Origin of the sequence: Enterobacter sp. ECC-219, from assembly GCF_043966805.1 — a bacterium.
Classification (GTDB): domain Bacteria; phylum Pseudomonadota; class Gammaproteobacteria; order Enterobacterales; family Enterobacteriaceae; genus Enterobacter; species Enterobacter cloacae_N.
In genome coordinates this window covers 4,513,332-4,524,143 of sequence record NZ_CP143680.1, presented here as the reverse complement: position 1 = coordinate 4,524,143, position 10,812 = coordinate 4,513,332, and the positions used below count along the sequence as shown (strand labels likewise).

The 10,812-nt window shown below is 47.4% G+C and carries 11 protein-coding genes, 1 other RNA gene and 1 pseudogene; 6 read left to right on the top strand and 7 right to left on the bottom strand.

What is annotated here, in order from left to right:
- Nucleotides 1-90 precede the first annotated feature (90 nt).
- Nucleotides 91-447, bottom strand: coding sequence for a hypothetical protein (locus V1603_RS21520; protein WP_395313242.1), 357 nt, complete (start codon nt 445-447; stop codon nt 91-93).
- A gap of 485 nt (nt 448-932) precedes the next feature.
- Here V1603_RS21520 and V1603_RS21515 point away from each other — a divergent pair, with 485 nt between their 5' ends.
- From V1603_RS21515 to V1603_RS21500, 4 genes are all read left to right on the top strand, one after another.
- A complete protein-coding gene (locus V1603_RS21515; protein WP_395313241.1) occupies nt 933-1,733 on the top strand; it encodes a nucleotidyltransferase domain-containing protein in 801 nt (266 codons plus the stop codon).
- Nucleotides 1,734-1,977: 244 nt separating this feature from the next.
- Nucleotides 1,978-2,493, top strand: a complete 516-nt coding sequence (locus V1603_RS21510; RefSeq protein ID WP_116343801.1) for a GNAT family N-acetyltransferase — start codon at nt 1,978-1,980, stop codon at nt 2,491-2,493.
- Nucleotides 2,494-3,156: 663 nt separating this feature from the next.
- Entirely contained in the window at nt 3,157-4,311 is a 1,155-nt protein-coding gene (locus V1603_RS21505; protein WP_166712119.1) for an AAA family ATPase, read from the top strand.
- 1 nt (nt 4,312) lies between these two features.
- The gene (locus tag V1603_RS21500) at nt 4,313-4,975 is read left to right on the top strand and encodes an HNH endonuclease (RefSeq protein WP_166712117.1); all 663 of its coding nucleotides are present in this window, start codon (nt 4,313-4,315) and stop codon (nt 4,973-4,975) included.
- Nucleotides 4,976-5,180: 205 nt separating this feature from the next.
- On the opposite strand, the pseudogene V1603_RS21495 reads toward V1603_RS21500, so the two are convergent.
- The 3 genes and pseudogenes from V1603_RS21495 to smpB form a co-directional block, all read right to left on the bottom strand.
- Nucleotides 5,181-5,545, bottom strand: a pseudogene (locus tag V1603_RS21495) (integrase arm-type DNA-binding domain-containing protein); the annotation flags it as partial.
- A gap of 190 nt (nt 5,546-5,735) precedes the next feature.
- Nucleotides 5,736-6,099, bottom strand: a transfer-messenger RNA (tmRNA) gene (gene ssrA / locus V1603_RS21490).
- Nucleotides 6,100-6,188: 89 nt separating this feature from the next.
- Entirely contained in the window at nt 6,189-6,671 is a 483-nt protein-coding gene (gene smpB, locus V1603_RS21485) for an SsrA-binding protein SmpB (protein ID WP_008502505.1), read from the bottom strand.
- Between the two features lie 156 nt (nt 6,672-6,827).
- On the opposite strand from smpB, the gene V1603_RS21480 reads away from it, so the two are divergent.
- Together V1603_RS21480 and V1603_RS21475 are read left to right on the top strand one after the other, a co-directional pair.
- Complete coding sequence (locus V1603_RS21480) at nt 6,828-7,265, top strand: type II toxin-antitoxin system RatA family toxin (protein WP_008502504.1); 438 nt, start codon at nt 6,828-6,830, stop codon at nt 7,263-7,265.
- Nucleotides 7,255-7,542 (top strand): RnfH family protein, encoded by a 288-nt coding sequence (locus tag V1603_RS21475; protein ID WP_116343797.1) that lies wholly within the window; start codon nt 7,255-7,257, stop codon nt 7,540-7,542. The genes V1603_RS21480 and V1603_RS21475 overlap by 11 nt, the downstream gene beginning before the upstream one ends.
- Before the next feature lie 103 nt (nt 7,543-7,645).
- Here V1603_RS21475 and bamE read toward each other — a convergent pair whose 3' ends face one another.
- The 3 genes from bamE to nadK all read right to left on the bottom strand — a co-directional run bounded on the left by bamE (nt 7,646) and on the right by nadK (nt 10,748).
- Nucleotides 7,646-7,984: an outer membrane protein assembly factor BamE gene (gene bamE / locus V1603_RS21470; RefSeq protein ID WP_116343796.1), complete on the bottom strand. Its 339-nt coding sequence runs from the start codon at nt 7,982-7,984 to the stop codon at nt 7,646-7,648.
- A 138-nt stretch (nt 7,985-8,122) separates the two neighbouring features.
- Nucleotides 8,123-9,784, bottom strand: a complete 1,662-nt coding sequence (gene recN, locus V1603_RS21465) for a DNA repair protein RecN (protein ID WP_116343794.1) — start codon at nt 9,782-9,784, stop codon at nt 8,123-8,125.
- A gap of 85 nt (nt 9,785-9,869) precedes the next feature.
- Complete coding sequence (gene nadK / locus V1603_RS21460; RefSeq protein ID WP_008502500.1) at nt 9,870-10,748, bottom strand: NAD(+) kinase; 879 nt, start codon at nt 10,746-10,748, stop codon at nt 9,870-9,872.
- Between the last annotated feature and the right edge of the window lie 64 nt (nt 10,749-10,812).

The window sequence follows — 10,812 nt, the reverse complement described above, 5'->3', positions numbered from 1 at the left end:
CGGGGATGGGCAGTCGGACGTTTGCATTACTACCCTCTGTTCGAAGCAATAAAAAGGGCCGCTAACGCGGCCCTGAGGTGAGTGTGTCGGTTATTCAGTGACTTTCTTTTCCAGCTCGCTGGCACCTTCTTTGGTTTTGTTCCAGCCTTTCTCAGCGCCTTCTTTAGTGGCATCCCACCCTTTCTCGGTGCTTTCTTTGGTTTTATGCCAGGCTTTCTGGGAATCTTCGCTGACTTTGCTGCCAAAGCTTTCGCTCTTACCTTCCGCAGCATGCTGCTGTTTCAGCTTCAGCTCTTCACCTTTGTTCTGCGCTTCGTGCAGCTTTTGCTTCGCTTCGTTGGCGTTTGCGTTCGCCGCAGCGACGGTATCGTCAGTTGCATGTGTGGTCGCAGCAAAAACTGGGGAAGCCAGCAGAACGGCAGATAATGCGATAATTGTTTTTTTCATAATATCCTCATTTAACGTTATCGGTTATGAGCGTGATTCAGCATGGCACAGACGAAGCGGGGTGGCTTTAGGAAAAAACTGTAATGAGATCAATGTGCCTTAATGATGGGGAGTTCGCCTGAGGATTATCCAAAGGATAAAAAGCCTATTTCAGCAAGGGCGGCGAGTGTCAGGAGAATGAAGAGAATGATGGTTATGGGTCTGTACATTGTGGGGTTCCTTCCGGGTTGGGGCGGCTAATCCGTAGCGCTGGGTGGTGTTTTTTTATTCTGCATAAGGGGAGGGGGAGGCGTCGTTGATATTGGTCAAAGGGATGGAGCGCATTCCCTTGAGAAGGTGTAGTCCTTTGCATAATTCAACGCAGCCATACGTTACGGTACTGCCTTGTTAAGCTGCTGTGGGAGCCCACATTGAAAATATCTGGCCTGTATATGAACAGCACGATATTCTGTAATGCTTTGTATTTTTTGTGAACAGGAAAAAGTATGCTTAGTACGTTACCCGATTTACACAGAAGTTTTGCAGAGCAACTCAAGCTTAAATTTCAGGCTGATTCGCGTATTCACTCCCTTCTCGCTGGCGGTTCGATTGTTCATGGCGGGTTTGATAAATACTCCGATCTCGATTTTGTCGTTGTCGTAGAGCCTCTCTACTATGACGAAGTTATGGCGCAGCGTCGGTTGCTTGCCGGAACATCAGGCCATCTGCTCCATGCTTTCACCGGGGAACATGTCGGAGAGCCTCGCCTGCTTATATGCCTGTATGGCCCCGAACTCCTTCACGTCGATCTGAAATTTGTCACTCTGGAAATGCTCACTCAACGCGTTGAGGAGCCAGCAGTGTTATTTACCCGTGATAACACTGCTCTGGAGCGACAGCTGGCAACGTTTAGTGCTCACTGGCCTGACATGACACCGGAGTGGTTTGAGTCCCGAGCCTGGATCTGGCTTCATTATGCAGTGGTTAAACTGGGGAGGGGCGAGCTCTTCGAAGCGATTGGTATGCTGTCATTCTTCCGGGAGCAGGTGCTGGGACCTATGCTGTACCGTCGCGCAAATCTTCCGCAACGTGGGGTTCGCCGTATTGAATTCCACGGCATAGATCCTGATGGCCTGCTGACTTCCACGCTGGCGACGCACGATCGTAACTCCGTCAGTATGGCTATCAGGAAGGCTGTTGATGCTTATATCAATCTTCGAGCTGATGTTCTGCCAGAAAATATTGCAGACGATGAGGCGCGTTGGGCGGTTCTTGCCATGCTGAACGCGTATTCTGAGAAAGGTTAAATCCATATTTCCGGTCGCTTACGCGGCCGGAGCAAAAGCATCATTGCCGTTGCAGCCAATCTCAAAATCCCGTTATGGACATCTCGGTTTAGTTACTGTAATCGATGCTAAAGCCAGGCTCCGATGTTCGGGAAAAGGAAAATTTCGGCGGAGTGCCTTAAGCAGACGTTTCTTACATTGTGTTATGTTGAGTTATTGGGATAAGTTCTTCTAATGTAATACTTTCAAGTAAGAGGAATCGCAGATGGAGTTAGAAACGCCCCGTTTAAAGCTTGAACCCTATAATGACTCTCATTATGAAGGCTTAAGGGTAATGGATAGTGATTCCGGTGTGATGCGTTATATCACCGGGGGTATCGTAAAAACGCCTGAAGAAACCTGGGAAGGTATCAGAAGAGTCCAGGCTCGTTGGGATAAGTACAATTTCTCATGGTGGGCAATCAAAGAGAAGACCTCTGGCGCGATCGTTGGCGCTGCTTGCCTCCAGCACCTGGCAAATGTGGATGGCGCACCATTAGAGATTGGCTGGCGTCTCGTCCCGGAACACAATGGCAAAGGCTACGCAACAGAGGCAGCCAAAGCGATCATTGATTACGCGGTGGAACGGATAGGCGCAACTTATCTGGTTGCGGTTGCCGATCCTGAAAATATCCCCTCGCAGCGTGTGATGCAGAGGTTAGGTATGACTTTCAAAGCAATTGAGCAGCATTACGATGTTCCCTGTGTTGTATATGAGCTTAACATTCGCAGGCCTGTTTAAGTGTTGACTATCCCGTGCAATCGAGGGCATCAGTAAAGACGTAAAGTTCCGGGCTACAAACAACCGGAACTTGAAATACTCATTGTCCAGTAATCGAATTTCTTTTTCTGCTGTTCGCTCAAAGCGGATCTTCGCATTTGTCCGTTAAGTGCCAGAAGCGGCTATTGCTCCTTAAACATGTATCGATAAGAAGTCATCCGTTAAATTTACAGTCTGGCATACCAAAAGAAATTTAAATGTTGACTGTGTGAGGCCGAGAGACATCGTCTAAGGCTCAGGCGTTGATGTAGTGCATTGGAGAAATGCAGTTGCCATATATCAGGCATAACGTGATGCCAAAGGCTTAAGATTCATACAGAGAGCATGAGTGCATATGCAATGAAAATAATTCAACTTGTTGAATTTAGAGTGTTTTTATTCCTGGTGTTGCATCAGAGCTGGCGTCCTTGTAATTGGTGGGGGAGGTGGTTGAGTTTGTTGGGGATTTTGATTTTTTGCGGGGAAGGGAAGGCGCAAAAAATGGGGGGCGATAGTGTTGATATGAAAGGGGGCTAACTTTATTTGACTTAAACTGCGCCGACTCTTTAACAGGCGACAACAAAAATATATAATAGATAAGAATCATAATTCTACTTTTTATGAATAGATAGGATGGATATGACAATGAAAAATATAACTATAATATTAGGTGAAAATGGGAAGGGGAAAACAAGGTATTTATTGAAAGTATTTGAAAGTAAAAAAAATAACAGTTCAATTGCAGTGATATCAAATTCATTAATCAATAAATTCCCAAAGATAGAGTCAAGAAAAATAACCCAGTACTTAATATCCAGCACCCATGCGCAAACAAATAGCTATGAGTCATTTTTATACGGTGAATTCAATAAGATAATAACGCCATTGAATATTAATAGTGCGTTGGATATTCTTGAATATATCGGGTTTGAGCCTTTTTTAAATATAGTTCAAAAGCCGAATTATAAAATAAAAACAAACAATGATAACAAAAATACAATACATAAAATATCAATAGAAGGATCTATAGGTGCGGAATTTAATCAAAAAACAATAACTAAAACAGCAAATAGTGACTATTCTGAGTATATACAAAGAGAGCATTTTTTTAAAATAAACAAAGAAAATATGGATGGTATAAATGAATACAGTAGGCATTTAACAAAAAATGAAATAGTGAAGGAAAAAGTGAACATAGAGGATGATCTTTTTAGTACAAGTTTTTTTTTAATGAAGAAAGGAGTCGAATTCCCTTTGTCACAAGCTAGTTCAGGAGAGCTATACATGCTTGGGATTGGCCTTTTCATTATCAAGTTCATCACTGGGTTTGATAATAATAAGGATGAAGCAATAATATTAATAGATGAACCTGAAAATAGTTTACACCCAAAGTGGCAAAGGGAATATATACAGAATATTATAAATTTTATTGGGAAAAAGTCAGTTGATGTTTATATTGCTACACACTCGCCATTCATAGCAATCCCAAATAATATAGATAATGCAAATATTAGGGTGGCCACAGTTAGCGAAGGAGAGTTAGTGTATGAAAACCCTGGTATTGGATTGAATATTGAAGAAATATACTATGATTACTTTGGAGTCCTTACTCCAAAAAATCGTTATTTATCTGAGTGTTGCGAGACTTTGTTAAAGAAATATACTTTAGGAATAATATCATTTCATGAAGCAAACTCCACGCTGGAAGACATGAAAAATGCATCTACTGATACTCTCCAGATCAGTTTTATAGAAAGTGTAATAGAGCTTCTTTTTAAATTACAAGAAAAGAGATTGTAAGATGCTTTATTTTAGTTGTGCAGACAATAAGATTATAATTGAATGCCTTAAGAAAGGGCATTCATCATGGAATGATAAAAAAATAACCGTATTAAAAGCAAAAATAAAAGAAGCATTAAAAAAAAGACAAAGAAATGTTTGCTGCTATTGCCTGAGAAGCTTTCATGGTGAATTTAATTTTGTTATAGATATCGAACATATACTTCCAAAACACAAATTTGTCTATAAAATGTTTGACTTGAGGAACTTGGCCGCTTCATGCAAAAGATGTAATATGAAAATAAAGGGAAGGCGTCTTGATTTTTTATCAGAAAATTTTCATGATGAAATAACACCTTATAACAAAGAAAGCTATTTGTTTATACATCCAAACGTTGATGTGTTTGAAGAACATATATCCTATACGCATAACCAAAAAGGAAGAGATATCATAATAAAATACGAAGTTTTAGATAATAGCGATAAAGGAAATTTTAGTTATAATTTTTTTAAATTACAAAAGCTAGAAGTTCACACTTATAATCAAGCGCAAGGGATTTATAGTGATGAGGATCAATGGTTAGGAGATCCTGATTTTGATGATGATGATGAAAATATTGCTGAAGCATTTAATGAAATCGAAAATAGCATTGAGTTTTTTGATTCAATATTCAACCAAAAATAGCCAGTCATGATGGCTGGCTAATGTTCATAATTGGACTTTTGGGTTCATATATAGTTATTTTTATAATTCTTCAATGTGAGCAGATTAAATTAAGGTGCGAGAATAGTGCATGACATGCTGGTGATACAGGGTATATATCAGGAGTTTTATTCGCTACGCTCCTGACCTGCTCCCGTTGATTAATACACCCCGATGTTAGTAATGTCTTCACATTCAACCAACGCTCAGCAACTAACAGGAAAGCGTTGGTTTGGCCTCTTGAGAATTTCTCACCTGTTCTTTCTGATGTTCCTGAGGATCAATGTCTTTCGCCAATAAAACTTTAGATTCGGCTCTAAGTTTACGTGCATCAGAAAGCGAGACGGCAGGGTAGGCACCAAAGCTCTGCTTCGTTCGCTGCTTTGTCAGAGGTCGATAGTAACGGAACTGCCAGAGCTTACTGCCGCTGGACTTTATTAACAGAGTAAGCCCGTCACCATCATAAAGCTGGTAATCGGCATCTTTAGGTTAGGCGGGTTTGATTTCCGTCTCAGTTAACGGCTTAGTTTTTCTTGCATGGGGAATCTCCATGCGTTTAGGCCCAACGAAAACAATTGAGCTTTTCGTTGGGCCTATCAATGGACCCAAAAGGTTCGGATTTAATGAGTTCTCTTCGGATTTCGCGGGAAAAATTGCAGGCACAAAAAAGCCCGCAGGGCTTGCGCCGTGCGGGCTCTTAGGACTTCATCGGATGACTCTGGTAATCACCGATGGAGAATTTTGGTGGAGCTGGCGGGAGTTGAACCCGCGTCCGAAATTTCTACATCCTCGGTACTACATGCTTAGTTTGTCTTTACATTCGCACGCCAGCTGCGGACAGACACGCCACTAACGAACTAGCCTGATTAGTTTTAACGCTTCAACCCCAGGCAGGGCTTCCACGCGATCTCTTTTGGGTTTGACCTCTCTTTGATCCCCGTCTTAAGAGCGGAAGCTAGGGAGAGAGGGCTCAGAGCAGGTTATTAAGCTGCTAAAGCGTAGTTTTCGTCGTTTGCGACTATTTTTTTGCGGCTTTTAACGAGGCAAACCGCCCCTCGGCATGCACCTTGGGTTTCGCAAATCCCGTCGAATCCAGAATCAGCCCCAATAGTGTTGAACTGAGTATACCAGATTTCACTTCCTGGATACCAGCCCGGAACGCTAACTTATTGAATAGTACAATAAGTGTGCAGAATCAACGTCCTGCGTTTTTCATGATGCGCGCTTTATCCAACTGCCACTCGCGCTCTTTCAGGTCAGTACGTTTATCGTGCTGTTTTTTACCTTTCGCGACGCCAACTTTCACTTTGCACCAGGCGTTTTTCCAGTACAGCGACAGGGCGACCACGGTGAAACCTTCACGGTTGATGCGTCCGTAGAGGGATTCCAGCTCACGCTTGTTCAGCAGCAGCTTGCGGGTGCGCGTTGGGTCACATACGTAGTGTGATGAGGCGACGGTCAGCGGCGTAAAGTTCGCGCCGAACAGGAAGGCTTCGCCATCTTTAAGGATCACGTAGCTGTCGCCGATGTTGGCTTTCCCGGCGCGCAGCGATTTTACTTCCCAGCCCTGCAACGCAAGGCCAGCTTCGAATTCTTCTTCAATGAAATACTCGTGGCGAGCACGCTTGTTGAGCGCAATGGTCGCCGAGCCTGGTTTATGTGCTTTTTTCTTCGTCATAAGTGTCGTAAAGCCGTCGGTAATCTGATTTCAAAAAGTCACCTCATTGCGTCCTGTGAGGTCTAACGCGCTATCTTAGCACGAGATGAGCCTTAGCGTTTTTTTAACAGGTGATAAATGTTATTATTTGTCCGTTGTGTGACCATGGAAAATGCTATGCCTCAGATTAGCCGTACTGCGCTTGTGCCTTACAGCGCGGAACAAATGTATCAGTTAGTGAACGATGTTCAGTCTTATCCAGAGTTTATCCCGGGATGTACCGGGAGCCGCGTTCTGGAGTCTGGCCCGACGCAGATGACTGCGGCGGTGGATGTCTCCAAAGCGGGGATCAGCAAGACGTTCACCACCCGCAATACGCTGACCAACAATCAGAGTATTTTGATGCATCTGGTGGATGGTCCGTTTAAAACGCTGATGGGGGGGTGGAAGTTCACACCTCTGAGCGCTGATGCCTGCCGCATTGAGTTCCATCTGGACTTTGAGTTCACCAATAAGCTGATTGAGCTGGCGTTTGGCCGCATCTTTAAAGAGCTGGCGTCGAATATGGTTCAGGCGTTCACCACCCGCGCCAAAGAGGTTTACAGTGTCGCATAAGATCGCTGTTGAAGTGGTATACGCGCTGCCGGAGAAGCAGTATCTGCAGCGCGTGACGCTGGAAGAGGGGGCAACCGTAGAAGCGGCTATCCTCGCGTCCGGTATCCTTGAGCTTCGTAGCGATATCGACCTGGCGAAGAATAAGGTCGGGATATACAGCCGTCCGGTGAAGCTTGGCGACGTGCTGAAAGAGGGAGACCGGGTGGAGATTTATCGTCCGCTGATCGCCGACCCGAAAGAGCTGCGTCGCCAGCGTGCGGAGAAAGCGGGTAAGTAGCGTGTTTTCCCCTCAACCTGACCCTCTCCCCAAAGGGGCGACGGGATAAAAGAAATACAAAAAAGGTGCTCAATGAGCACCTTTTTGCATTTCTGGCTTCTGATTATTTGGTCAGGGCAGGCTTGTTGTCGATGTTGGTCAACACGCCGGCGCTGCTGAAGGTCAGCGTCAGGGTCTGCTGGGTCGCGTCTTCATGACCCGGCTTCTGACGGAATACATAGAACCAGGTATTAGTGCCGAATGGATCGGTCATCATCGGGGTTCCCAGTGTATAAGCGACCTGCTGTTGTGTCATCCCCACACGGATTTTGGACACATCGTTAGGGGTAAGGTAGTTCCCCTGGTTGATGTCAGGACGGTAAACCACTTTCTCCAGAGTGGAACAGCCTGCGGTCAACATCAGAAGAACCGCTGCGGCAGCGGTCAGCATTTTACAACGCATAGTGATTTGATTCCTTTTCGGGCCCGAGCAGAACGCGGCTCATATGTAATATGCCGATGATAATAGACCTTGCCCCACTTTGAAACCGGTCTGGCGGCGTTTTTGTTGTTCTGTATGACCCTGAGATCCCGAAAAAGTTTATGCCGCCAGCAGTTCTTTCGCGTTCGCGAGGGTATTACGCGTGACTTCGCTGCCGCCGAGCAGGCGTGCCAGCTCCTGCAGACGCGCACGTTTATCCAGCGGCTTCATGTGCGTTTCGGTCATTTCGCCGTCGGTTTCTTTACTGACGATGAAGTGATGATGACCGCAGCCCGCGACCTGCGGCAGGTGGGTGACACACATTACCTGCGTTGATTCACCTAGCTGGCGCAGCAGTTTACCTACCACCGCCGCCGTTGGGCCGCTGATGCCGACATCCACTTCATCGAAAATCAGCGCCGGGGTTTCCATTTTACGCGCGGTAATCACCTGAATCGCCAGCGCAATACGCGACAGTTCACCGCCGGAGGCCACTTTGGAGATAGCCTGCAGCGGCTGCCCCGGGTTGGTAGTGACGCGGAACTCGATGCGATCCGCTCCTTCTGCCGTCAGGTGGTTCTCTTCAAAACGGACATCAATGGTGAACACTCCGTGCGGCATCGCCAGCGTGTGCATGCTATCGGTGATGTGCTGGCCGAGCTCCTGAGCGTAATGCTGGCGGATCTCATGCAGCTTTTTCGCCGTGGTCAGCGCCTGCTGATGATGCAGGTTAACGGCCAGAGAGAGGGTTTCCTGCGAATCAGCCTGATCGTCAAGCTGCTGCTGTTCTTCCAGCAGAGACTGATAGTAGCCTGGCAGTTCTTCCGGCGTGACATGGTGCTTGCGCGCCAGTGAGATCTGACGGGAAAGGCGCTGCTCCAGCTCAAACAGACGGTTCGGGTCGAGGTCCAGCCGCTCACAGTAATGACGCAGTTCGTCACTGGCTTCAGAGATTTGAATCGCGGCCTCTTCCAGCATATCCAGCACGCCAGAAAGCTTGCTGTCCATGCCGGCCAGCTCGGTGACCAGTTGACGGACATTATACAGCTGGCTTTGGAGATTCACGTCTTCGCCATCTGCCAGCATGTTGAGGGCATTCTGGCTGGTTGAGAGCAGGTGGCCGCTGTTGGCCAGGCGCTTGTACTCTTCGTCGATTTGCTCAAACTCACCCGCCTGCGGGTTGAATTCGTTCAGCTCTTTTAGCTGATACGCCAGTAGCTCCGCACGTGCGGCGCGCTCCTGGCTTTGCTGCTGGTGCTGAGCGAGCTCGCGGCAGCTCTGATGCCACAGGCGGTAGTGCTCCGCCATGAGTTGAGTAAGCGCATACTCACCCGCATAGCCATCAAGCAGGGCTTTCTGCTGTTCTGGTTTGACGAGTTGCTGATGCGCATGCTGACCGTGGATCTGGATAAGCAGCTGGCCGAGTTCGCGGAGCTGGGAGAGCGGGACCGCCGTGCCGTTGATAAAGCCACGTGAGCGTCCGTCGCTGCTGATCACGCGGCGAAGTAAACACTCACGTCCATCTTCGAGCTGATTCTGTTCCAGCCAGCGCTGGGCCGCAGGGGTGTCTTTCAGAGAGAAACGCGCGCACAGGTCGGCACGGTTTGCGCCCATGCGCACCATGTCGCCCTCTGCACGGCCGCCAAGGCACAAGCCGAGGGCATCAATGGCAATGGATTTACCCGCACCGGTTTCCCCGGTGATCGCCGTCATGCCGCTGTGGAAATCGATCTCAAGCTCACGAACAATGGCAAAGTTGCTGATGGTCAGTTGTGCCAGCATAATTGTTTTCCTGTATGAAAAACCATAACTGTGTTTTCATACAGTATAAACTGGTTTTTTATACAGTAAAGTCCTGGATGCAAAATCAGAACAATTTTTTTGACCAGCCAAGCTTCGAGCTTAATGTATTGAAATAGCTGTAATCTTTCGGGTGAATCAAATTCAGGTGGTAATCACACCGGCGAATAAGAACATCTTCACCTTCCTGGATCGGCAGCGCGATCTGGCTGTCGCAGCTGATCTCCAGGTCGTTACGGCGGTGCGAGAAGCGCAGACGTATCGTGCTGTCTCCGTTAATCACCAGCGGGCGGGCGGAGAGCGTGTGCGGGAACATCGGTACCAGGGTGATGGCATCAAGAGAGGGCGTCAGGATCGGGCCGCCCGCAGAAAGTGAGTAGGCGGTTGAGCCGGTTGGCGTGGAGATAATCAGCCCGTCAGAACGCTGGGAGAAGGCAAAGATTTCATCGATATAAACTTCGAACTCAATCATGTGCGCCACTTTACCGGGGTGAAGCACCACCTCGTTAATCGCGGTGCTGATGCGCTTCTGACAGTCCTGCTGGCACACCTGCGCTTCCAGTAAGAAACGTTTTTCACTGATATAGTGACCTTCCAGCACGTCGGCCAGCTGCTGTTGCGCATTGTCCGGGTCGAGGTCGGTTAAAAAACCGAGATTGCCGCGGTTGATACCGATGACCTTGATGTCATAACGCGCCAGCGTGCGTGCCGCGCCGAGCATATTGCCGTCGCCGCCCACCACCACGGCGAGATCGGCCTGTTGGCCAATTTCCGCCAGCGTGCCGGTTTTGACGCTCTTCAGCTGCAGCTCCTGCGCAATCTGCTGCTCGACCATCACTTCATAGCCTTTGCTACACAACCAGCGATACAACATTTCATGTGTCGTCAATGCGGTAGGGTGACGCGGATGCCCGACGATCCCAATACACCTGAAATGATTATTCATTTTCTGGAGGTCCTTGTGCCTGATGAATGATGACAATCTCTCTTGTTCCCTTGAATCCAGGAAA